The 24,191-nt window shown below is 48.3% G+C and carries 15 protein-coding genes and 1 pseudogene; 2 read left to right on the top strand and 14 right to left on the bottom strand.

Annotated elements, in window-relative coordinates:
- Positions 1 to 263 precede the first annotated feature (263 nt).
- Entirely contained in the window at positions 264 to 2,387 is a 2,124-nt protein-coding gene (locus MKR94_RS13680; RefSeq protein WP_241647439.1) for a TonB-dependent siderophore receptor, read from the top strand.
- A 569-nt stretch (positions 2,388 to 2,956) separates the two neighbouring features.
- Here the strand turns inward: MKR94_RS13680 and MKR94_RS13675 are convergent.
- The 12 genes and pseudogenes from MKR94_RS13675 to ppk1 all read right to left on the bottom strand — a co-directional run bounded on the left by MKR94_RS13675 (position 2,957) and on the right by ppk1 (position 20,743).
- The gene (locus MKR94_RS13675) at positions 2,957 to 3,430 is read right to left on the bottom strand and encodes a DUF2846 domain-containing protein (protein WP_241647438.1); all 474 of its coding nucleotides are present in this window, start codon (positions 3,428 to 3,430) and stop codon (positions 2,957 to 2,959) included.
- Between the two features lie 464 nt (positions 3,431 to 3,894).
- The gene (locus MKR94_RS13670; protein WP_241647437.1) at positions 3,895 to 4,110 is read right to left on the bottom strand and encodes a hypothetical protein; all 216 of its coding nucleotides are present in this window, start codon (positions 4,108 to 4,110) and stop codon (positions 3,895 to 3,897) included.
- A gap of 336 nt (positions 4,111 to 4,446) precedes the next feature.
- Positions 4,447 to 9,015 carry an AAA family ATPase gene (locus MKR94_RS13665; protein ID WP_241647436.1) on the bottom strand — a complete coding sequence of 1,523 codons (4,569 nt, stop codon included), beginning with the start codon at positions 9,013 to 9,015 and terminating at the stop codon, positions 4,447 to 4,449.
- 646 nt (positions 9,016 to 9,661) lie between these two features.
- The gene (locus MKR94_RS17215; protein ID WP_422047531.1) at positions 9,662 to 9,973 is read right to left on the bottom strand and encodes a tyrosine-type recombinase/integrase; all 312 of its coding nucleotides are present in this window, start codon (positions 9,971 to 9,973) and stop codon (positions 9,662 to 9,664) included.
- A gap of 991 nt (positions 9,974 to 10,964) precedes the next feature.
- A pseudogene (locus tag MKR94_RS13660) lies at positions 10,965 to 11,315 on the bottom strand (DUF3147 family protein).
- A 342-nt stretch (positions 11,316 to 11,657) separates the two neighbouring features.
- Positions 11,658 to 13,112 carry a pyridoxal phosphate-dependent decarboxylase family protein gene (locus tag MKR94_RS13655; RefSeq protein ID WP_241647435.1) on the bottom strand — a complete coding sequence of 485 codons (1,455 nt, stop codon included), beginning with the start codon at positions 13,110 to 13,112 and terminating at the stop codon, positions 11,658 to 11,660.
- A 7-nt stretch (positions 13,113 to 13,119) separates the two neighbouring features.
- Positions 13,120 to 14,505, bottom strand: coding sequence for a diaminobutyrate--2-oxoglutarate transaminase (locus tag MKR94_RS13650; protein WP_048912424.1), 1,386 nt, complete (start codon positions 14,503 to 14,505; stop codon positions 13,120 to 13,122).
- A gap of 289 nt (positions 14,506 to 14,794) precedes the next feature.
- Positions 14,795 to 16,225, bottom strand: coding sequence for a magnesium transporter (locus MKR94_RS13645; protein ID WP_241647434.1), 1,431 nt, complete (start codon positions 16,223 to 16,225; stop codon positions 14,795 to 14,797).
- A 52-nt stretch (positions 16,226 to 16,277) separates the two neighbouring features.
- Positions 16,278 to 16,478, bottom strand: coding sequence for a YfgG family protein (locus MKR94_RS13640; protein WP_241647433.1), 201 nt, complete (start codon positions 16,476 to 16,478; stop codon positions 16,278 to 16,280).
- Positions 16,479 to 16,537: 59 nt separating this feature from the next.
- Entirely contained in the window at positions 16,538 to 17,134 is a 597-nt protein-coding gene (locus MKR94_RS13635; protein WP_241647432.1) for a methyltransferase domain-containing protein, read from the bottom strand.
- Between the two features lie 18 nt (positions 17,135 to 17,152).
- On the bottom strand, positions 17,153 to 18,679 hold the full coding sequence (gene ppx / locus MKR94_RS13630) for an exopolyphosphatase (RefSeq protein WP_241647431.1): 1,527 nt from the start codon (positions 18,677 to 18,679) through the stop codon (positions 17,153 to 17,155).
- A 3-nt stretch (positions 18,680 to 18,682) separates the two neighbouring features.
- Entirely contained in the window at positions 18,683 to 20,743 is a 2,061-nt protein-coding gene (gene ppk1, locus MKR94_RS13625; protein ID WP_241647430.1) for a polyphosphate kinase 1, read from the bottom strand.
- A 163-nt stretch (positions 20,744 to 20,906) separates the two neighbouring features.
- Here ppk1 and MKR94_RS13620 point away from each other — a divergent pair, with 163 nt between their 5' ends.
- Positions 20,907 to 22,100 (top strand): lactonase family protein, encoded by a 1,194-nt coding sequence (locus tag MKR94_RS13620; protein WP_241647429.1) that lies wholly within the window; start codon positions 20,907 to 20,909, stop codon positions 22,098 to 22,100.
- Between the two features lie 180 nt (positions 22,101 to 22,280).
- Here the strand turns inward: MKR94_RS13620 and purN are convergent, their stop codons facing one another.
- The gene (purN, locus tag MKR94_RS13615; RefSeq protein WP_241647428.1) at positions 22,281 to 22,925 is read right to left on the bottom strand and encodes a phosphoribosylglycinamide formyltransferase; all 645 of its coding nucleotides are present in this window, start codon (positions 22,923 to 22,925) and stop codon (positions 22,281 to 22,283) included.
- Complete coding sequence (gene purM, locus MKR94_RS13610) at positions 22,922 to 23,959, bottom strand: phosphoribosylformylglycinamidine cyclo-ligase (RefSeq protein ID WP_241647427.1); 1,038 nt, start codon at positions 23,957 to 23,959, stop codon at positions 22,922 to 22,924. The genes purN and purM overlap by 4 nt, the downstream gene beginning before the upstream one ends.
- Between the last annotated feature and the right edge of the window lie 232 nt (positions 23,960 to 24,191).

Genomic DNA, 24,191 nt, shown 5'->3' with positions numbered 1-24,191 from the left:
GTGATTTTGATAATAATGGCTGTAGTAGTCAAGATGTAATTGAATATTTACTATTCAGTAAACTGTAAAGATGAATGGAATACTGCTATTTTTTCTGTGGAAAAGCGTTGGAATCGGTTTTTTATCCACCATTTACGGGGCGGTAGGGGATGTAGTGAATTAATTTTAAAATAACTATACTACTACATTACTTCATGATTGAATGATTCTCATTATTATAAATATGAATAACGTGATCCCCGCTTTTTGCCAGAGACAATACTATGCACAACACCAGGATTTCATTTTTATCATCGCGTCGACGTAATCTGATCACCCTAAGCCTCTTTAGCGGCACGCTGGTTTCGCCGTTTACGCTGGCGGCAGATGATGCACCGATAGTCGTCACAGGAAAAAATAGTGACACAGTAGCCACCTCTTACAGTCAGCCCGACGCGAGTATCGGCAGTTTAAAACCGGTCTCGCGGTTAGCCGAAGCACAATCGATCAGTGTGGTGACCCAGCAACAACTCGCCGACTATTCAACAGAAACGCTGGCCGATGCGATGCGTTTTGTCAGCGGAGTCTCGCAAGGTAACACCTTGGCAGGCACTGAAGATGGTATCGTTCGTCGCGGTTTTGGTAGTAACAGTGATGGCTCGATCTATCGCGATGGCATCCGTAGCAGCGCGGGGATGAATCTCGATGCCACCACCGATCATGTTGAAGTATTAAAGGGATCGGCTTCCTTGCTGTATGGCATTCAAAACCCAGGTGGGGTAATCAATGTCGTCAGTAAAAAACCAGAATATCAATGGAAGACCAAAATTTTTGGCCAGGCAAAAAGCGCGGGCGGCGGCTCTGGCGGCATTGATGTGACCGGCCCTCTGGGCGGGGGATTTGCCTTTCGTCTGATTGCGGAAAAGCAGCATGAGCAATACTGGCGTAACTATGGTCATAATAAGCACAATTTAATCGCGCCTTCCTTGCAGTGGTACGGTGAGAAAGCCAGTTTCTCTCTGAACTATGAACACTACCAGTATGAGATCCCCTATGATCGAGGGACTGCCTTTATTAATGGTAAACCGATCAACGTCGGGTACAAAACGCGTTTAGATGATTACTCAAACTATGCTTGGGGGATTAACCAATCTCTTAGTAGCCATTGGGACTATCAGCTTAATGATACTTGGAATACCGGAATCACTGCTGGCTGGAATCAGCGTAAGTACAGCAATAACGAGGTACGTGTTACGGCAGTGAACACCACCACCGGCGTGGTGACTCGGCGAGCGGATGCTAACCGTGGTTTTAATCATCAGACCCATTACCTAGCGTGGAACCTGAGCGGGACGCCTGAAATCGCCCATATGCAGCATACGATCACGCTGGGGGCTGATTACGAGATGAATCAAACCTATCGCGCTCACGCTTATACCGGTAAAAGTAATACCGCCTTTACGATTGATGATCCGCAGTATGGATTATCGACGGTCACCGATGCATCGACTGAGAAAGCCAGCAGCAAGCACTTACTCAACCGTATTTATAGCCGCTCGGTTTATGCAAAAGATAGCATTAGCTTAGCGCCAAAATGGACGATGGTCGTCGGTGGGCGTATGCAGCGGTTTACGCAAAACCAGAGTAGTGGGGTACCCAAAGTTACCAACTACACAGATAGCGGCGATAAGTTTTTACCACAGATGGGGCTTATTTATAACCTGACGCCGGAGGTCTCTCTATACGGGTCGTGGAGTAAATCATTCACCCCATCGACCACCGTCGATGATAATGGCAATGTCGGCAGTCCAGAACAGGGAACCACCTACGAAGTAGGCAGTAAGTGGCAAATCTCCCCGGCGCTCTTAGCGAGCGTGGCGCTCTACACTATTGACGAGCGCAATGTCGCGTTGTCTCTGAATGGAGACACCTACGAAGTCGACCGCGCACGTTCGCGCGGCGTTGAGGTCGAGCTAAACGGTGAGATCGCTAAAAACTGGCAGTTGAGTACACAATACAGTTACAACCAAGCGATCATTACCCGCGATAGCATCAATCCGGCGAATAAAGGCAATGCTTTACAAAATGCACCGAAGCATTCGGCATCAACGTACTTGAGTCATAAGCTGACCTTACCAGCATTACCTGGTGAATGGACCCTTGGGGGCGGTGTGCAGTATGTGGGAAGTCGAGCGGGTGATCCCGATAACAGCTTTACCTTACCGCATTACTTAGTGGCCGATAGCTTCCTACGCTGGAACCATAGTGTGCTTGGACAAAAAACGCAGCTACAGCTGAATCTGAATAATATGTTCAACAAACATTACTACACCTCAAGCGGCGGTAACTTACGCGTGGAAGAAGGGCAAACCCGTAATGTGACGTTATCGGCAAGTGTTGAGTTTTAAAAACCAGCGTCGTGTGGCGGTTTAGAACTCTTTTTGAGGTATGATCGGGTACATTCATACCTCAGAAATTAACTGATATATAGCGATTAGTATTTCTGACGATATCGATTTGGGCGGATGATGGTAGGGTAACATCATCCGCCGTTACAAAATTAATGCCTTTCTAAATAGATAATCGACAAGGTTTGAATCCCTTCTATATCTACTACTTCCATCGATGAACAGTAAACTTGGCTCTCTTTGTAAGGAAAGTATCTTAAGCTTTTACCACTAAAGTCCTCGGGGTTCTGGCGAAAATTAGTGGTTTGAGGTGCTAAAGTGGTCTAAATCCAAAATTTATTCTGATAATAAATTTGCAACAAAATTCCACCCGTTTTATCTAGGTAAAGTGACATTTTTCGACAGTTGAGGGGGATGTCGTGCTGAGTCGTCGGTGCGCAAAAATACGCTTATGTTAACTAGGGCTGGTTTTAGCTAAATAATGTAAAGAGAGTTAGACTCTGGCCGTTACACTCCCCGTGATTTTTATATATCCACCACGGGGGAATTAGGCTTCGTTTACCTAGATTTTAGTTATCACAGGTGCCACCTGAAGCCAATCTTACCCTAGGCTTAGCAACTACACGTTTCCCTTCGGCCTCAGACATTAACTCTAAGCCAGCCCCACCGACAAATACCCCCATTTTTATATACTGCCTAATAAAGTAGTTCTTCCCCGATACCGTACTATTTAGAGGTAGGTTATTAGGTGAAAACTCAGATTCAGTAGCTAGAACATGTGGTTTTCCTGACTCGATTTGTTGATAGAAAAACACTTTGTCCGTAGTTTCTCCTACACATTTCCCGTCAAGATAAATATCTTTCTTAAGGTTCTTTCCTACGAAGCTATCTCTATAAACATAAAGCCCCGAATACCCTTCACTTGGAACAGGGAATGATTTGGCTTTCATATTCTCAGTATCACTTGCTAAAGGTACTGATGATGCACATCCAGTAAGAGTTAAAGCGGCTAACAAGGCAGAAACTGCAACTACTTTTTTCATAACGTTCATCCATAATCATTGGTAGGAAAATTCCTAACGAAGATGAGAGTCTATACTGAATAGTGCATTTACCATAATGTCCTCTTAGGCGCATGGCAGAAGAGTAGCTTATTCGCAAACTTGTTCGTTTAGGGTTTTGTTGCGTTACGGGATCGACCATCTAAATGAGAATTAATGCAAAATATGGACTCTGTAGCGTTGCACAGAACAAAGGCCGCTCATCGTTGCGCACCGCCTGCATGGGGAACGCAACAGTAGATTGACCCTCCGACTTCGTAGAGCCCGCAGCACATTCCGTTGCGAGTGGTGGTAGTCAAGGAGGGGCCGCCATGCCCCGCAACTACAGCGATCACCGTGTGTTCGCCCATACCCTCAAGACCAGCACGGAACAATCGTAGCCTTTCATCTACATGCTGACGCTCACAGATGGGCTCGGCTTCAAGTTGGGCTTGACAGGAAACCCGCTACAACGGGTCAGTGGTTTCAGCATCCGCTATTTCGAGGACTTCAACCTGCACGATACGGCAATCATCCGCTGCCAGACTAAGGCGCAGACCACCGAACTGAAAAAATGCTGAAACGCGTGGCTGCCGTACGCATCGAACCGCCGGCGTGGTTGGACTGGGGGGCGTTGCCCGACCGAGTGGTTTGCCGCGACGGCGTCCGAGGTGGTGCGACAACGCCTGACGGCCCTCAATGCCGATCAGAGTTTTGCTAGCATCGTGATGGGTATGGCGTATGACGAGATCGAACGCCAGCTGATCGCCCGCCAAGGGCAAATGGCCCATTAGGCCATGAATACCTGGGGTGAAATCATGGAACGCATGGCGGCCAGGGGCGGATACCTCGAAAATACGTTGTTAGGGTGCCAATTTTCGGCTTGCCTGGATGCTTAACGTTGGTTTGGTATGCCATTGGTGGATGAGTGGGAGCCTGCGCAAGATTTTTTATCTTTCAATCGCAATCGATGAATATTATGCCCGCCAACTAAAACTATATATTGATTTGATTCCTAATCACGGTCGCTCGGCGGCTTTCAGCCAATCGAGCACACCATTTACTCCCAATGAAAGTAGCGTGTCTTGCACTACCACAACGCGTTGTAGCATCGCGCCGCAGTCAGACTCTTCCCGTTCCTCTGCTTCCGCAAAGAGCCGAGTCATAAGCTGGGTAAGACTATCGGTATGATCATATAAATGTCGTCCTTCATGACTGGCATAGGCTAGATAGATTTCGGCTGCATCCAAGGCCTGCTGTGGATCGTGTTGGACTATTGCGTTGAGCCACTCATGGAATCCGAAGAGACGATGATTTCTATTCTCGACACTTCTATCGTTTTTAAATACTGACAAACAGAGTCTAACCAGCTCTATTGGAACAGAAATCGCATCAGCTTTATCGTTGAAAATATGAGCCATCTGCTCGGCAACTACTAAGGCGTGGAGGTTGCCTGTATTCAAACCCGAGTTCATACCGGCAAGGCACAGCTCCCGATGCTTTCGGATATTTTCAGAATTTGTCCAAACAGTAGCAGCGCCCCGCCAAGCGTCAGCATTATCCAGAGTATTCAAGTCTTCTATAAACTCAGCAAAGTCGATGTGCTTGGTCATGGTAGCCAAAGCAGAAATACGCCCCCATGTCTCTAGGTCTTTACCGCTCCCCTCGTTGCGCAGGCGCGCCAGTAAAGGCTTCACTACTTCAAAGTGATTGTGGTACGCATAATAAAGGCATGGCTCGGCGATTTGCCAAAGCCCATCTGCATCTTGCATGGCGAGATAGAACAACTCCCATCCTAGGTCGAGTGATTTGCTTTGCAAATATGGCAGGTGGCGCAAGATCATAGCACGAATAGCAGGGTGTTCGTCACTGGCAAAACGATGCAACGTGGGTACTAGCAATTCAGGAAACTCGCTGCCGTGCTTTTGAAATTTATTAGCCAAGATCATCAAGGCATCGGCAACGTCTCCTTTCGCCATATTGATTCCTAAATCAAGTAAGCCTACGGAATCCCCCTTGATTGGATCAGCCTCATGAAGATCTACAAAGTCTATAGCCAAAAAAATCAGCCGCTTTGCTTCTTCTACATCCTCGATGACATTGGCGCAGGCCTCAAGTGCTTTGGCCGTGCAGCGTCGGTGTTGCCACTCCGCTGGATGTCTTTCTAGCTCATCAAGAATCTGGTTTGCTAAAAGATAGACATTAGGCTCTTCGATCGACTGCCACGCTCCGCTACTTTGTAAGTTCCCATAACGATAAGCCAGATATGTGGCGACGCCGTCCATGATGTCATTACGAAACTTTTCTGGAATACCTGGCCAATAAATAGATAATAAGCTCAAGAATCGGGAAGGATTGCGAGAGGAGGCCTCTCGCAATTGCATGCCAATCTCGCGCTCACCGCCAACCAGGAAGTCAGCCCCGTGCCAATCCGAGTGACCGTTGTAGTGTTCTAGCAATCTCAATACCCCGCTATCACTGGCACCGAGAAACACCTCAAATGAGAATGGCGCTCTAATAATACCGCCATGCGGACGGATATTCGGTCGACGAATCAACACCCCTTCTTTTTTCTCATATTTATCCACCACTGCTTGCACTTCAGGTGAGCGTAGATAGCAAGGAATCGGTACGATCAATTCTGCTTGCGCTCTCAATACCCAAAGTCTGGACTCGTCATTAGTTTTTTCATTCCACACAGTCAAAATGCTCGCCATCACAGCATCTTGTACGGGGGCGGAGAGAAGCTTGAATCCCGACTGTATCAATGCACCCAATTCGTAGGAAAGTTCAAATTCCAGCATCTTTTTGTCGCACAGCATGCTGCCTATCAGATCGATGTTGACTTCAGGCGATACGGTGCAAGCGAGTATGGCGAAGTAAAGCAATGCGCCTTCATTATTGAAACAAAGACGTTCGCGATTGCTTAACCACCAGTCTGAGTTTGTTTTTGCATGATGAAGAATTGCTGCTTCAACTGCATCAAGCAGAAGGTTCATACTGTTCGAGTGACTTATATCCCTCTGACTATGCATATTTTCGTATGAAGTTTCGCTCAAGAAACCATGCCGGTAGCCTATGCGGGTTTCTCCGTAGTGTGATGTCCGCACATTGCTCCAATGTTCGATTGACTCTAAGGCCAAATCCAGCAAAGTACTGGATTGCTCCATACGTTGAACGATGAAATTGTCATGCCGGTCCCCGAACTCACGAGCCTGGCAACGCAACTTGTTATCGAAGCTGAATTGAAGTAAATCCTCGTCGCTGATACCATCTGTTATATAACGCCAGAGCACGGTGTCTTCCACCACACCTGCTGTTACACAACTAGCAATGACACGACCAAGAAAGCTATATTCAGATCGCGGCATAGCAAGCAGCCGGTTAAGCAATGGAACAACCAGTGCCATATTTTCTGACTTGATATGAGACAGATGAATACTTAAGCGGTCTGCAACTCTATTGCTATCAAGCCAATCTAGTGAGAGCGCTTCCATCCAGAATGACAGTACGTCTGTGCAATCTTCATTAATCCATTGCGCAATGCGATGAACATGCCCAATAAATCCTTCAGCATCCTGCGTAGCCTTCAAAGAGGGAACCAAATGTTTGAACCAAAAGCGATGCCACTCAATAGCACCAGCCAAGGCATATATCACCTGGAAAACATCGCGGTGTTTTTCGCGCAGATCACGTATCAGTGACCAGTCTTCGTCCTGGGGCATCTGTTCGGCAAATGATTCTGCTACCAAACGTCTGATGTGGAAGGCCGCGTTACCAGTCAATACCGTCCTGAGTTGTTTTCTGAATTCGCGTCGCTCACCTAGCGCCAACTGCGCGACAAAACTGCGAATGCTGGGGCGTACAAAAGGAACGGGGGGTAAGCCGTGTATGAACTCACTCAACGTGACGCCACTACGCACAGCTCCACTTATGACCAGCACATCCAGCAAGGTTTGATGTCCGAACGTCAGTTTCCCATCCTGAGTTGCTTGTAGCACGTTAAGGCTGCACAATTTTCTCTGAATGTCCTGAGAGGCAGTGAAACGCTGATGCGGCACCGTCAAGCTTCGTAATTTCAGCATTTCTGCGGCAACGGCTTCAATCGCTTGTATAGCTACATCACCCAATGCACCGTTCGCTCGCACGATGGTATCGAGATAGCGCTGTGCCAATGCTTGGCTTGCCACAACGTTGAAGCTGCCGTCTCGTTGGGCCAGCTCGACAAACAATGCCAACTCGCGCGGATTCCTTATCAGCTCACGAGTAACAGCATCAATGTTGGTAGTCGCAATTCCTTGCGAATAGAGTAACGGTGCAATATCGGCCTCCCAGTTCAAGGGCTGGCATTTCAATTCGTAACCCCATTGCCGTTCGGCAATTCGTCGGTCGTAATGCTTGTCGAAGTCACGGCAGGCAGTAATAACGGTGATATTGGGAATCAATAGCAGCCGGTCTATCTGTGCAAGAAAATACTGCAGAACGCGATGATCACGAGCGATGGATAGCACATCCAAAGAGTCGATAACTGTAATCACATGGGCGTCTTCCGCCAATCGAGCAGCTTTTTCCACCCATTGTTCAGACAGGCCTTGGGCTTGACGATCTTCTGATGCAGCCAGGTCGGCGAACTCACGCGACTGGATAAAGAGCGGTACTATGTCAGGATTGACTTCTGCCCGTTTCTCCAACGCCTCTTGCAACGCCAGCATCACACAGGTTTTTCCTGAGCCCGGAAGGCCCGTGAGCAAGATTGATCTCTTTTGGGCATCAATGGCTGCAAGGAGCTCATCCACGGTCGGGCTGGATATACGTTGTCCTGCAATGTCTCGCCGCCACGACCTGCCGATGGCGGAGGTGTTGGAAAAAGAAAGACGTATTTCATCAAGATTCATGGGCGGAACCATTGTTGCTCCAGCCTGCTGAAGAATGGTCTTGAGGTCGCGTTTGGTTAATCGATGCTGGACAGATGCGCTATTGCTAGCCATGCGCGCTCCCAGTTGGTCGAGGCTTGCCCAAAGTGCCGTGAATGCAGAGTCAGGATTGCTCACCATGTATCGTAAGCGTTCGCGTAGCAGTTTCTCCATGCGATCCAAGTCATCGCTGGTCACAAAATTTGTTCGACACAGGAATTCAAAGGCTGAAAGATTGGGGGCGGATGTAGCAAGTCGTGCCGACAAATTCTCATCTACAGTTTGCTGTTCTTTTCCTAAACTTGCTTGGTAGCTAGCTTCATCGTACTGAGTCGAACTGTGCTCTCTCAGTTTTGCAAGGTTGCCAAAGTTGTTTCGTGAATAAAATCGGACTTTTACATTCTGATTATTGGCCAGCAAATGGCAAGCTTTGTCCAATTCATCTGCGAGGTCGGCTATCGTCCAGGCCTTGAAGTCGGTTTGATTTTTTTTGCACTGACAAGCAATCAGGGTACCGTCATATTTTCCTATTACTACATCATCCATGGAATAGGTAATCGAATCTATCTCAAGCCATTCAAAATCCTGGTCGGACAATACTGTCAATGCCCAATCAAATGCTACCAATGTCTGATAAACATCACCTCGATTGGAGCGTATTCCTGCGATACTCATAAACTTACTCCCGCCGGAGGACATTCATCCTCTTCATCTTGATAAGCGCTAGCGTTGCCGATTATTTTTGGCATGATATTCGTCCCTGAACCCTAGGGAACTCTACTTGCGCGTTCCAATTTAGTCCTGCTTGGGTAACAAATTACCTACTTAAGTAGGATTGTTTTTATCTAATTTTTCGAACAACTCCAGCCACTTTCTGAATACACCTAGTTCGCCTGCCTCTTTAATAATAGCGATGTGAGATGCAGTCAGCAATGAGATCTGTTTTTCCAACTCGGTGATTCTCGACTTGCGGGCGGCGAGGTCTCCGACAAGGTGCACAGTCGATCGTTTTCCTGACCTGGTGGACCACAGGCGGTATTGCTTCTGCTATCGCTGATATTGAGCGAGTAGGGCGCTCCGACTGTCACTACGCGTGATCGAGGATGCTGCTTTAAGCGTTGGATGCAGCCTTGCAGCGGCTCAGGCAGTGATGTCCTCGTCCCTAGACAGCATGTCACCCAGAACAGCTTTGATAGCCTCATCAAGACAATTTTCGATTGATTCAGTCATCAAGCCCCTTGATCCTTGCCAGTTGAAAGATCAGGTCCATCAGGGAAGGGTTTTTCACCCACTTCTGTGGCAAGCAAGCGCCTGACGCCATTTAGACGAACCTTTGCATGTTCAATCTGATTAGGTTCAGGCCCACCACGGTAAAAGTATGCCGCAAATCGTGGGTAGTGACGGACTCTTTACTGGTCCAGTCGCGTAGTTGAGATCGGGCGGTGTCAGACAAACTGGCGGATAACTTAGCAAATAGCTTGGCGATCGATTTGGTTGAGAGTGGCTGGTTTTTCTGCGAGTTTAGCAGATAAGGATGACCTGGACCCCCGCGGTAGTTCTTGACATAGGTCTGAACCAACTTTGCCACGGGGTCGCTGACTGGTATCTGGCGGATGGATTGGGCGGTCTTAATGCTGGGTCGAGAGTAACAAGGATTATCCTCTTCAGCGGCATATTGGGTTCACCTGCACGTTCAGCCAATAGCGCATGCGCTGCTGCCGGTTGTGTCATAGGCGCTTTTGATTATACCCACCGGTAAGCGCAGCACCTCGGCTCGGCGCAGCCCCTGATGCAGCATCAGAAAGAACGCCAGTTAGACCTGCCAGCGCACCTTCTCACGAGGGAAAGGATTGCTGGCTGCTGCTGTATAGAGATGATCGTAGAGCGCCGACACCACATTGGCCGGCAACGAACGGATGGCTTGAGATGGCTGGCGTCGGCGAACATACAATTGATCGTAGATAAAACTCAGGGGGTGCAGTCGTTCCTCAATCCGCTTGAGACAAGCATTGGAGAATGTGCTGCGCGACAACTAGGTCACGATGGAGGTGGCAAATCTCAAGCCCGATTGCCAGCGGTCTTCGTCAGCTTCGGTCTGATTCGGCTGATTACAAATCTAGACGAGCTAGGCTTCCAATACTTCGGCCAGGATGACCTCATCGAGGTTGGCCAACGCGATGTCCAATGTACCGTACCCACGTAGCTGATCTGCGTGAACGTACAGGGATTAGATGTAACGAAGCTTCTTAGTCATTGTCGCCGGCGCCAATTGTGCGCCACACATGATCGACCTGACCGTGGCCCAGTACCGTGGTACATGACGGTGATCCACCAGAATGGGTCGGCGCAACGCGCTTGACACTATAGGATAGTTTAGCAGTTTAAATGGCAAGCCGGATCCATAGTTAGCACGAATGAACATTAAGCAAGTCAAGTTTGCGGTACTTAAAAGAATTCTAGGCTAAAAACTGGCAACGTGCTAGGAACTACCGTGCTTGCGCGTAACGTCGATTATGTTAAATAGAGATGATTTTAGCAAAATAATGTGAGTCTTCAGACTGCTACCGCCCGTAATGTTCACATACAACTACCGGGGCATTAGGTATAATGTATTCTAATTCTGATCACATCAAATTTATACCAAAGAATCTTAGGAGTTGCGCATACACCCAGAAAACTAAAATCGTCGTAATGCATGACGTCATAAGCGCAAGCCAGAAACCTAAATGCCTGTACAGAAGAGGGAAGCAAAGAAACATAGGCAAAGTAGGAATTACATACTAAAAAGTATACCACGCGTGGATAGCGATCTTCTATTGAGTCTGCCCCTCTATCTTCATCCATACAAGAACCAGAACAATTACAAAAGGTAGAGCAGCCAGTAAGTCCCCTAGCCTATCACTTCGTTTTGCCACTTTGGAAATCAACACGACCATTCCTGCTATTACCGAATACTTAACTATCAACCAAAGCATTTTATATCCTACTAATAAACTCATTTACTATAACAGCTTCTTACGCTCCCCATTCCATAGTTAGCAAAATCCCCAGTGTCAGGTCTTGTCTAATTCAATATCACGCCGGGGAGAACCTAATCAGCATAATTAAGAAATCAACATCGTACTCACGCTGCTTAGTTTAGGCGATCCTGGTTTCATCTATTATTGGAAGGTAGCGGGAGAGTACGTGAAACCACCGATAAGCAGGAAAAGCGTCTTTCCAAGAATAGTGGCCTTTTCCGTATCCAAAGTGCACAAAAAAAATGCCAGTCAGTTAAGCAACTGACTGGCATTATCAACAAGGGACTTTTTTTTCAACTACAGCGTTTCTGCCGTTTGTAAGACTAACGCTAACAGCGTTTTGATATCATCTAACGTCACGGTAGGGTTCAGTAACGTCAGTTTCAGACAGGTCACGCCATGGTGTTCAGTGACACCGACATTTGCGCGTCCAGAATCAAGCAGTGCATCGCCAATCTTCTGATTGAACAGCGCGAGCTGCTGATCGTCTAAGCCTTCACGACGCACACGGAACAGGACACTCGCCAGCTGAGGCTTCATCACCAATTCTACTTCGGTCATGCTCTCAACATAGGCGGCAACGTCTTGCGCTAATGTGACGCCATTATCAATGATTGCGGCATACTGTTTTTGTCCTAGCGCTTCGAGTCCCATCCATAGTTTCAATGCATCGAAACGACGGGTGGTTTGCAATGATTTCGACACCAGGTTAGGGACCCCCTGTGCTTCATCGAACTCTGAGTTAAGGTACGCTGCTTGATAGCGCATTAACTCATAGTGCTTCGGATCTTTCAGTAAGAACGCGCCACAACTAATGGTTTGGAAATATTGCTTATGGAAATCTAACGTGACAGAGTCAGCCTGCTCTAAACCGGCTAACCAGTGACGATATTTCTCCGAAAGCAGTAAGGCGCCGCCCCATGCTGCATCGACGTGTACCCAAATACCTTGTTCCGCCGCTAAGGTGGTGATAGCGGTAAGATTATCAATGGCGCCCGCATCGGTTGTCCCAGCGGTTGCCACGATAGCCATCACTTCTTCACCTTGGCTTTTCGCGGTTGCTAGCTTCTCCAACAGATCATTCAGATCGATACGCGAACAGTCATCGGTTTTGATCTGCACCACCGACTGGTAACCATGGCCCATTAGCGCCATATTTTTCTGCACAGAGAAGTGCGCGTGCTCAGAACAGAACACTTTATAGTTACGCAGGTTATTCGGTAAGCCGTCTTGTTGGATTGAGTGACCCCGGCGAGCGAAAAATGCATCGCGGGCCAACATCAGTCCCATCATGTTGCTCTGGGTTCCACCACTGGTGAAAACCCCGGCGTCCCCCGCCGGGTAGCCGATTTGGCTGCGTAGCCATTCGACCAGTTTTACTTCCATAATCGTGGCAGACGGGCTTTGATCCCAAGAGTCCATACTTTGGTTTGTGGCATTGATAAACACTTCCGCCGCTTGGCTAATCACCAGACTTGGGCAGTGTAAATGCGCCACACACTGTGGATGATGGACCGCTAGACTGTCTTTTAAGAAATATTCGACAGCACGATTAATCGCTTCTTCATTTCCTAACCCTTCAGCCGTGAACTGTAAGGCGATGCGCTCGCGTAGTGCCGCGACGGATTTACCTTGATACATTTCCGGCTGTTGCAGCCAAGCGGCAACCGCTTGCTGGCTTTGGGTCATCACTTCTTGATAGGCCTGAAGGCTCTCTGGTGATCCCGTCAGTATCGTGTTAGTGGTTGACATTGTTGTCTTATCCCTGAGGTTGAAGGCCAGCGCTTAATAGCGCTTGCTCGAATTTTTCGAGGAATAAGGTCAATTCAACTTGGCTGATCAGCAGTGATGGCAGTAAACGTAACACGCAACCGTGACGTCCGCCGCGTTCTAAGATCAGACCCGCTTCGAAGCACTTCTTCTGCAGCAGCACCGCTAACTCAGGGTCAGCAGGGTGGCAACCTAAGTGGTCGGTAGCTTCTTGCGGTTTCACAATTTCCATACCAATCATTAAACCTAGGCCACGGATATGACCGATTTGCGGGAAGCGTTTTTGCAGTTGGGTTAACTGTGCCTTTAACCACTCGCCTTTGACCGCGACTTGACCCGCAATATCTTGCTCTTTCAAGATTTTCAGCGTGGTAAGACCGGTGGCCATCGCCAGTTGGTTACCGCGGAACGTCCCGCTGTGGTGGCCCGGGGACCACGCATCGAATTCTTTCTTAATGCCAAGTACTGCGAGCGGTAAACCGCCGCCAACCGCTTTTGACATCACGATAATATCGGGTTCGATTCCTGCGTGCTCGAAGGCGAAGAAACGGCCGGTACGGGCAAAGCCTGCTTGCACTTCATCGACAATCAACAAGATACCGTGTTCTTGGGTCACTTTACGAATACGTTGTAACCACTCGACCGGTGCTGGGTTAACCCCACCTTCGCCTTGAACGGCTTCTAAGATCACCGCAGCAGGCTTGCGAACGCCGCTTTCGACATCATTAATCAGGTTTTCGAAGTAGTAGCTTAATGCATCGATACCGGCTTGACCGCCAATCCCCAGCGGGCAGCGATAAAGGTGTGGGTAAGGCATAAACTGAACTTCAGTCATCATGCCGCTGGTGGCTTCTTTCGGTCCCAGGTTTCCGGTAACCGATAGCGCACCGTGGGTCATACCATGGTAGCCGCCAGAGAAGCTGATAACGCTGTTTCGGCCCGTGGTCTTTTTCGCCAGTTTGAGGGCAGCTTCGACAGCATCTGCACCGGTTGGACCGGTGAATTGTAGACAATAATCTTTACCCTGGTGAGGGAGCAAAGAGAGGAGATATTCTGAGAATTGATCTTTTAACGGAGTCGTTAGATCAAGAGTGTGTAACGGTAAGCCGCTGCTTATAACATTTTGGATGCTTTGCAGGACATCAGGATGATTATGGCCCAATGCTAAGGTTCCTGCTCCAGCCAGACAGTCAAGATAATCTTTGTTCTCAACGTCGGTGATCCAGACGCCGTTGGCCTTAGCAATGGCTAAAGGCAACTTGCGTGGATAACTTCTGACATTCGATTCAAACTCTGCTTGACGCGCCAAGAATTGATCGTTGTTCCCCTTGAAAGAGGTGGCATCTAAAGTTTCAATACGGACCTTATCCGTCATCATATCTCTCCCACAACCAAGACTGCGCTCAGTCCCAATTGATTAAATAAAATAATTAAAAGTGTGTGCTAAAAAAAGCGCGGCCAATATAGAGCCTTTTTAGTGGGGGGGCAATGATTAGTTAGCCTGTTTTGGATTAATTATTCATTTATTTGAATAATTAAATTTTGAAACATTTTTGCCGCTAAGCGCAGCAATGGTTCTGATGACAAATCAAAAACCGGTTCCATTTTTCAGTGAATAAAAATCTAAAAGCGGGGGCACGGCGCGAACCGTGCCACAGGGGGGATTAGTGCAATAAGAACAGGGTGGCTAATCCTAAGAAAATAAAGAAGCCGCCGGTATCGGTGGTAGCCGTAATCAGCACGCTAGAGCCAATGGCTGGGTCACGTTTTAGTTTGGTCATAATCAGTGGAATCATGACGCCCATAAAGGCTGCGAGTAACAGGTTAAGCACCATCGCCAACATCATCACGCCGCTGAGAGCCAGATTGTAATACATCAAGTAGGTGATACCACCCATTACACCGCCCCAGAGAATACCGTTAATCAGCGCAACGCCAATCTCGCGTAAAAACAGAAAGGAGAAGTTACTCGGTTCGATCTGACGCAGGGCCAAGGCACGTACAATCATGGTAATGGTCTGGTTACCTGTGTTACCGCCAATCCCGGCGACGATTGGCATTAAGGTTGCCAACGCGACAAGGTGAGCAATGGTATTTTCGAATAACCCGATGACGCGCGAGGCGACAAAGGCGGTACAGAGATTGAGGGCTAACCATGCCCAGCGGTTTCTAACCGACTTGGCCACAGGGGCGAACACGTCTTCTTCTTCGCGTATCCCCCCCATTTTCCGGATATTATTCTCGTTCTCTTGGTTGACCAAGTCGATGATGTCTTCAATCGCAATCCGACCGATCAATTTCCCTTCATTGTCGGTCACTGCCGCGGAGATAAGGTTATACCGTTCGAAGGCACTGGCAGCATTTTCAGCCTGTTCATCCAGCTGGAAGGTTACCGGATGCGGATTCATGACGTCCAATACCTGCGCGTGGGGAGTATGGATCAGAATATCAGTGAGCAGCAGCTCGCCGAGCAGTTGATTTTGGTGGTCGATAATAAAGATTTTATCGGTACCACTTTGGATTTTTTTCAGGTGACGCAGATAGCGCTGTACCACGCCAAGCGTCACATTTGGCCGCACAGTGATAATATTGAAGTCCATCACCTGCGCCACGCCACCCCGATCTTTACCGATCAGTTGTAGAATACGCGCGCGTTGTTTCGGCTCGAGACCGGTCAGTAATTTTCCAGTCAGATCGCGTGATAAAAAGCGTGATAACCATGCTTGGTCATCAAGGTCGAGGGGAGCGATAGCTTGTAAGGTTTGCTGATCGCTCATACACTCAATCAGGCTTTCCCATACCGTTTCAGAGGCCTCGACTAAGATTCGCCCGCGACTCTCAACGGGAATAATCTGCCATACCGCTTGCCGCGCTTCTTCAGGCAGTGACTCCAAGATATCCGCAATATCCGCGGCATGCAGCAGCAAAACCGTCTCGGTCAGCAATTGCTTCTGTTGGGCGACCTGTTCGATCTGTGAGTCGTTTAATTTTTTTTCAGGCTCAAGCAGGCTATCAACCAACAAAGGATTGTTAAGCACTAACTCTAAAATTTTCTGGCGGCGTTGAGCCAGTAACTGACTATAGACTTCTGACATATTACATCCTTTGTGATTCTCAGCGGGGCTAAAGTGTCTTTACTGTCATTAATTAGGGGCTAGACTTAGCCTGAGAAGGGGCTGAGACCTTGGGTTCCGTTCCGGCACTCTCCTGTTTTGCCCGATGATGTTCGAAGGCAGCAGGGATGACCCAAATCAGTCGGGCCACCAGTAATACTAGACTTAACCAGAAGACAATTCGAATTAATGATCCGCTTTTCTTTTTCTGACGATTTAAGGGTGAGTTATTCATCAAAAAGATTCCGAGGTTAGGGGTGGGGTGACGGTCAACTGTGTTACCCCTGCAAATGATTACAACTCTTTAATCGAGATTTTCTGTGCCAATAAGGTGGCAAAGCGAAGGGTAATTGGCTCAGTCGGTGCATCGGGGGAGGCCCACGTCGCTTGCTGTTCATGGTAGTGAACAATATGCCAACGTCGATAATAGTGGCTTAACTCTCCTGAACGGAAACTAAACGGGAAGGCGATCGACCTGTCTGAGTTTTCATCGTGCATCGGGCAGATAATAAGGTTATAGCCGCCTTTAAGGGTGGACGCTTGCATATCAGCAATTAACTGGCCGATAGCCGAGGGGTGCAAATACATCAATATATCAATGGCCAAAATCGCATGGTATTGGCCGTTGAAGCGATGATGATTCAGGTCCGGGGTTGCAACAGTGATTCTCGCCAGTGCCGCTTGGGGCGTCTGTTGCGTTAAGCGTTGTACCGCCAGCGGATCGTTATCCCATGCCGTGACGGCAAACCCCTGCTGCTGGAGGTAAAGGGCATGCCGACCCGACCCGCAGCCAAGATCCAAAATATCCCCCTCGATTAATCGAGGCACTAACGCCACCACTTCGGGATGCGGAGCCGTTAGATGATGTTGTGCGAGTGGGCGTGTTGTCATACTTACCTCAGCGTAGCGCTATTTTTCTTCGCTTAGATTTAACTGCCAGCCGGTGACCTCAGACCAATAAGCCTGTTCACGTTCCAGATCTAATTGCACCAAGGCATTTTGGTTAAAATACTCTTTCGGGAAGATCAGAGTCCAGTGACCTTCGTCGGTATGCAATAACAGCTTTTCTGGGCGAGTCGTGGCTTGGCGCTGGTTATTCAACAAGATAGCTAAGCGTAAAAGAAAAATAAGCGGTAAAAATTGCTTACGCTTAAAGGCGGTAAAACGCGGTACATCGTCGGTTTTAATGCCTTTACGGTGAAAACGCACTAAGGTGGCCAGTAAAAGTTGCTGTTGCTGACTGAAGCCCGGCATATTCGAGTGCTGTAAAATATAGGCCGAGTGGCGCTGCATGGCGCTGTGATTGATGGTCAGCCCCACCTCATGCAACATCGCAGCCCACTCCAACAATGCAGTGAGCGCCTTGTTGGCCAGCTTCGGATTCTGTTTTTCCCATTGACGGTGCAGTAAACGAGTCGTTTCCAGTACCTGTTTGGCTTGGTCGCGATCGACGACATAATGCTCAGCCAGGCTCAGTGCGGTACGTTTACGAATATCCTGATGGCGAAAACGGCCTTCCATCTCATAGAGAACGCCTTCACGCAGCGCGCCATCTGAATAAAGTAGCTCTTTGATTTGCAACGCATCGAAGATACCGCTAAGGATGGCTAATCCCGGGACAAAGACCGATTTTCGGTCGTCTGACAGACCAGGTAAGTCCAAGTCATCCATATTATCGAATTGGCTGATCTTCTCCCAGAGCAGGGCGAGGCTGTCGCGGGTGATCACTTTCTCTTTTTCACCTAACGCGGCCAATACTTCACAGGCGGCTTTAATGCTCCCTGAGGCACCCATTGCCACTTGCCATCCTGCTTGACGATACTGGCAGGCGAGGGTTTCTAATTTATGAACTGCCGCGAGGCGAGCACGACGGAAATTATCATGGCTGATCTTACCGCCGGGAAAGTAAAGTTTACTAAAACTCACGCACCCCATGCGGCGACTTTCGATAAGCTGCGGTTCGAAATCTTCGCCAATCACCAGTTCGGTCGACCCACCACCGATATCGATCACTAATTTGCGACCTTTCTCGGGCTGTGTATGTTCTACGCCCATAAAGATAAGGCGTGCTTCTTCGTTACCCGAGATCACATCGATAGGGTAAGGAATCACTTCCTCAGCACGCTTAAGGAATTCTTCTGCATTATCGACGACCCGCAAGGTGTGTGTGCCCACAATCGACACATTAGCGGGGTCAAAGCCCTGAAGACGTTCTGCAAAAAGTGCGAGCACGCTTAAGCCACGCTCAATCCCTTCTTCGGTGAGTTGATTATCGAGGGTAATCGCATCAGCGAGATGGACGCGTTGTTTTAAACGGCCAAGAACTTGAATGGCACCATCAACCACGCGTGCGATGACCATATGGAAGCTGTTCGATCCCAAATCAATGGCTGCAAATTCTTGAGGTTTTTCAGGGCTATTTTGGCTTATAGGCATAAGTTAGTCGGTGTTTTCAATGGTATTAATATAGTTATAGATAGCAATCTGCGCCCGAACCTTACGGCGGTTACCGCGCGGACGATAGCGGTTTGTTAGCTCTTTATCAATAATTCTTGCTTTAACCGTGTCACTAAAGAGGATTGCGATGATATCTAAAATCTGCTGTTTGACCTTAGGATCGAGGATAGTCACCGCGACTTCGATACGGTTATCGATATTGCGCGTCATCCAATCTGCCGACGAAAGGAAGACCTTTGGATCGCCATTATTCTCAAACACATACACGCGGTCGTGCTCAAGATAGCGGTCGATAATACTGTAAATATGAATGTTTTCGCTAATCCCTTCGATATTGGGGATCAGTGAGCACATGCCCCGGACTAAGAGATTAATTTTTACGCCAGCACCGGAGGCAGCATATAGCCGATCGATTAAGCCGTTATCGACGAGGTTGTTAATTTTTAAGGTAATCGCCGCCGGTAGCCCTTGTTGAGCGTGGGCGATTTCGGCATCGATCAGTCGGTAGAGCGTCTGCCGCGTATTCTGCGGTGATACCATGAGGTATTCGAAATTGACTGGTCGATAAGGATTTTCAATAAAGTTAAAGACCCGTCGTACTTCATTGGTAATCCGCGCATCACTGGAGAGCAAAGAGTAATCGGTATAGCTTCTTGCTGTGCGCTCATTAAAGTTACCGGTACCGATATGCGCATAGCGGATCACTTTGTCGCCTTCTCGGCGAGTAATCAGGAATAGTTTGGCGTGAATTTTTAATCCGGGGGCAGAAAATATAACGTGAACCCCAGCTTCGGTGAGGCGTTTGGCCCAATAGATATTAGCTTCTTCATCGAATCGCGCTTGGAGTTCGACCACCACCGTGACTTTTTTGCCATTGTGCGCCGCATGGATCATCGCATCCATAATGCGTGAATCTTTAGCCACCCGATAGATATTGATCTTGATGGCTAAGACGCTAGGGTCAAACGAGGCTTGGCGTAAAAACTCCAAAACATGCTCAAAGGTGTGATAAGGGTAATAGAGCAAAATATCCCGGTCACGAATGGCATCAAAGCCGTTACGAAACGGATTAAACCCTTTGTGACGAATAGGGGGTAAGGCTTTATTTTCGAGATTCGATTTCCCGACATTAGGAAATTTTATGAAATCTTTAAAGTTATGGTAACGCCCGCCGGGGAGTATCGAGTCGAAGTTAGTGATCGACAGCTTTTCACAGAGCAAGGAGACCATTTCTGACGGCATATCCCGTTGGTAAACAAACCTTACTGGCTCGGCAGTGAGACGCTGCTTCAGGCTCGATGACATCAGCTCCAGCAGACTCGACTCCATTTCCGTGACCAGATCATATTCAGCATCACGGGTCATCTTCATCGAGTAGGCATTAAGCTGGTCGTAATCGAAAAAGCCTTTAAAAATATCGTCTAAGCAGTAGCGCATAATATTATCTAACAGGATCATAGGCTTACGACGTCGAGGTGGCTCGGCCGGCAGATCGATAAATCGCGGCACTTTATCCGAAGGGATTTCCAATAAAGCGTATTGGCGATCTTGCTGATGAATAATTTCTACTGCGAGGTAGGTGTAGTCATCCTTTAAAAACTGGGTTAAATCAGTTTCGGCATTGAGGACGATTGGGGTGACATGCTGACGTAGCTCTTGGTTGAAATAGATCTTTAACCAGTGCTGTTGATTAGCGGAGAGCTGGCGTTCATTTATCAAGAAGATTTGATTTCTTGCCATCTCTAGCAGTAGATCGTTATACAGGATATCAAACTCCTGATCGGCCACCACCACGCGCTGTTGGATTTTCTTTAACAGATGACGAGGAACATTATGGCTACCTTGTTCTTCGCCAATCAAAATGCGCCGTTTCAAATCAGCAAAACGGACTTTGTAGAATTCTTCTAAATTGTTGGAGTAGATCCCCAAAAAGCGCATACGTTCAATAAGCGGATTGCGTTTATCTGCGGCTTCTTGTAGCACCCGCTCATTAAAGGCTAACCAACTGATTTCTTTATCTAGATACAGCTTTTCTTGACCCATCCTGACTCCGTTGGTAATAACAGAACGCAGACTGCAATTTCTCTTCACCATTATGGCGATCAATCACCGCATTTGTCTACGGATGATTAATAAGGCATTTTTATTTGCCAATTGCGACGAGTTACGCCACTCTTAAGTCTTGTTTAATTGTTAGGAAATATTAATGAAAAAGTACCTAGGGATTACCGCAGCGCTTATTTTCAACCACGCAGCCAGCGCCGACGAAGCGCGATTATTAAACCAACAACCTGCCGTGGCTGAACAAACCTTCTTAGTCGGATCTTGGACCGGTGAGGCACAGGGCGCTCGCGTTCAAAAAGCGTTTTATCCAAGCCAAGGTATCTATACCGTGCGCCTGGCGGCGAACGGCAGTATGATGCCTATCGCGTTAACCCCGGCAGTAAGCCCTTCGTGGCTGACCATCGATGCCCCACATCAGCGTGTCTATGTGGTTAACGAAGTCGATGACGGTAAGGTCAGTGCTTATCATTTGGAGAAAAATGGTGAGTTAACCTTATTGAATACCGTGGACAGTAGCGGGATGCACCCCACCCATTCTGCGTTAAGCCGCGATGGACGTTTCCTATTAGTGGCAAACTACTCCGGGAAAGATGGTCAAGCGGGCGTGAGCGCCATTCCAGTCATGAGCGATGGCCGCTTAGGCAAGACGCAACAATTCTTCCCTTATAATCAAGGCAGCAATAAAGTGGTTGGGCGTCAATCTTCTGGGCATGCGCACTCTGTGACCTTCAGTATTGATGGCCAGTATGTGTTAGCCGCGGACTTGGGCGCGGACAAGATCCACGTCTATCACTATGACCCGAAAGCGAAAGAACCTTTTAGCCTCTTAAAGGATAAAACGCTTAGCTTCCCAGAAGGCGATGGCCCACGTCATAGCTTATTCTCTGCTGATGGAAAATATCTCTACATCACCACAGAGATGTCGGCACAGGTTAAGGTCTACTCCTTTAACCAAGGCAACACTGCGCTGCTGCAATCTGAGAAGTTGACTGACTCGACTAAACCTGACGATATGAGCGGGGCAGGATTGTCACTGTCACCAGATGGTCGTTTCTTATATGTAGGTAACCGTGGCGAGAAGAACCAGATCGTTCGTTATGCGGTAGATAAGGCGACAGGTAAGTTATCTGCGTCGAAAACCTATTCCGCGGGTGGCGTAGAGCCGCGTGACTTTAGCTTCGATGCATCGGGCCGTTATCTATTCGTGGCGAACGTTTATTCGAATAATGTGGTTGAGTTCGCACGCGATCTTGAGACCGGTGAACTGTCACCAACGGGGGCAACCTTACAAATCGGTACGCCTACGCATATCCGTTTTGTGAATTTAGCCAAATAGCCGTTAACGATATAGCTGAATCAATTCCCTGCAAAAGGTGAGTGATTTTTTATCAAGACTGAGTTCTATTTTTGGGGCTCAGTTTTTTTTGCTCAGTCATAACGCGATAAAAAAACACCCCAATCTGACTTCTCAGTATTGGGGTGCAGTGTGAACAATATGATTGCCTTAGGCATCGACTTAATCGGAAGTCGCATTCGCTCCCGAAACACCAAGCGGTTTTCCATCAAACCAAGCTTGATCATCCTTTAAGGCGAGCCGTCCCTCAACCCACCACTGAATAACCTGCGGATAGATCAGGTGCTCTTGACTCAACAAACGGGTGGCGAGATCCTGTTCAGTGTCGCTAGGCAGTACAGGGATGGACGCTTGTAGAATCACCGGCCCGCCATCGAGTTGTTCAGTGACGAAATGAACACTCGCCCCATGGTGGCTATCACCGTTCTCTATCGCCCGTCGATGCGTATGCAAGCCAGGGTATTTAGGGAGTAATGAGGGGTGGATATTGAGCAGTCGGCCTCGATAGTGCGTTATAAACGGCGCACTTAAGATACGCATGTAACCTGCAAGTACCACTAAGTCCGGCTGATAACTATCGATCTGTTGCAGTAAGGCTTGGTCGAAAGCGTCACGATCCGCATAGTCAGCGATAGCGAGGCTTGCTGTAGCAATACCGGCCTGCTGCGCGCGCTGTAAACCATAAGCCTCGGCCTTATTACTCAATACCGCGACAATCTCTGCTTTGAGCCTGCCGAGTTGGCAGGCATCAATAATGGCTTGCAAGTTGGAGCCTGATCCGGAGATCAGGACAACAATTCGTTTCATGCAATAACGACCTGCTCAGTTTCGCTGCCTTCGGTGATATGGCCAATCTTCCAGGCGTTCTCACCGAGTTCTTGTAGGTAAGCGATAGCTGCCTCGGCTTCTGCCGCAGGCAGGGCAATGATCATACCGACACCGCAGTTAAAGGTACGGTACATTTCGTGACGGCTCACATTGCCTGCTTTTTGTAACCATTCAAAAACGGCCGGCCATTGCCAGCTGCTTTCATCAATGACGGCTTGCGTATTTTCAGGCAGTACGCGAGGAATATTTTCCCAGAAGCCGCCACCGGTTAGGTGAGCGATAGCGTGGATATCGAATTTTTCGATCAGGGCGAGGGTATTTTTAACGTAAATACGTGTCGGCGCTAAAAGATGATCGGCTAAGGATTGACCGTTCAGTTGCTCGGTGAGGGGATCGGTCTGGCTCACTTCCAGAATTTTTCTTACCAGAGAGTAGCCATTAGAGTGCGGGCCACTCGAGCCAAGAGCGATTAATGCATCGCCCGCGCCCACTTTAGTGCCGTCGATGATTTCAGATTTCTCAACGACTCCGACACAAAATCCAGCTACGTCGTAATCATCACCGTGATACATTCCTGGCATTTCAGCGGTTTCTCCGCCAACCAGTGCGCAGCCTGATTGTTGGCACCCTTCAGCAATACCGGTGATAACTGACGCGGCAGTCTCGACATCGAGTTTTCCGGTAGCATAGTAATCTAAGAAAAAGAGCGGTTCGGCTCCTTGTACCACCAGATCGTTGACGCACATCGCGACCAGATCAATACCGATAGTATCGTGACGGCCTAAGTCCATTGCTAAGCGTAGTTTGGTTCCTACGCCATCCGTTCCAGAGACTAATACCGGCTCGCGGTACTTGGTTGGCAATGAACACAGCGCACCAAATCCGCCTAATCCGCCCATGACTTCAGGACGACGAGTCTTTTTCACAACACCTTTAATTCGATCGACCAGTGCATTTCCAGCATCAATATCAACACCGGCGTCTTTATAACTAAGAGTGGTTTTATCGGTCACTGCAGAATCCCCACGCGATTTGCGGTTGGTAGTAAAATGAGAGCGGGGCTATTCTAACAGTCGTCGCAAACGTTTGCGAGCCTCAGTTTCGCCGGAAGTGCAAGAAGCAGACAAGATAAGAATCTCCTCTCAGCGAAACCGGCTATTTTTCGCCGTGAGCATACCGCCGAGGGCTTAAAAGCGGTATAATTTGACGATTTTTTTGCAGTATATTTTTTTAGCTCGGGGAGAA

The sequence above is a fragment of the Rosenbergiella metrosideri genome, from assembly GCF_022602565.1.
Taxonomy (GTDB): domain Bacteria; phylum Pseudomonadota; class Gammaproteobacteria; order Enterobacterales; family Enterobacteriaceae; genus Rosenbergiella; species Rosenbergiella metrosideri.
Note: the sequence above shows the minus strand (reverse complement) of the source record. Positions and strands in the feature narration are given on the sequence as shown.

Excerpts from the sequence above, each read along its gene's own strand:
- ppx (WP_241647431.1), bottom strand. The coding sequence starts at position 18,679 with ATGCCTATAAGCCAAAATAGCCCTGAAAAACCTCAAGAATTTGCAGCC.
- MKR94_RS13640 (WP_241647433.1), bottom strand. The coding sequence starts at position 16,478 with ATGAATAACTCACCCTTAAATCGTCAGAAAAAGAAAAGCGGATCATTA.
- MKR94_RS13675 (WP_241647438.1), bottom strand. The coding sequence starts at position 3,430 with ATGAAAAAAGTAGTTGCAGTTTCTGCCTTGTTAGCCGCTTTAACTCTT.
- MKR94_RS13665 (WP_241647436.1), bottom strand. The coding sequence starts at position 9,015 with ATGAGTATCGCAGGAATACGCTCCAATCGAGGTGATGTTTATCAGACA.
- purN (WP_241647428.1), bottom strand. The coding sequence starts at position 22,925 with ATGAAACGAATTGTTGTCCTGATCTCCGGATCAGGCTCCAACTTGCAA.
- MKR94_RS13655 (WP_241647435.1), bottom strand. The coding sequence starts at position 13,112 with ATGTCAACCACTAACACGATACTGACGGGATCACCAGAGAGCCTTCAG.
- MKR94_RS13645 (WP_241647434.1), bottom strand. The coding sequence starts at position 16,225 with ATGTCAGAAGTCTATAGTCAGTTACTGGCTCAACGCCGCCAGAAAATT.
- MKR94_RS13680 (WP_241647439.1), top strand. The coding sequence starts at position 264 with ATGCACAACACCAGGATTTCATTTTTATCATCGCGTCGACGTAATCTG.
- MKR94_RS13650 (WP_048912424.1), bottom strand. The coding sequence starts at position 14,505 with ATGACGGATAAGGTCCGTATTGAAACTTTAGATGCCACCTCTTTCAAG.
- MKR94_RS13635 (WP_241647432.1), bottom strand. The coding sequence starts at position 17,134 with ATGACAACACGCCCACTCGCACAACATCATCTAACGGCTCCGCATCCC.
- ppk1 (WP_241647430.1), bottom strand. The coding sequence starts at position 20,743 with ATGGGTCAAGAAAAGCTGTATCTAGATAAAGAAATCAGTTGGTTAGCC.
- MKR94_RS13620 (WP_241647429.1), top strand. The coding sequence starts at position 20,907 with ATGAAAAAGTACCTAGGGATTACCGCAGCGCTTATTTTCAACCACGCA.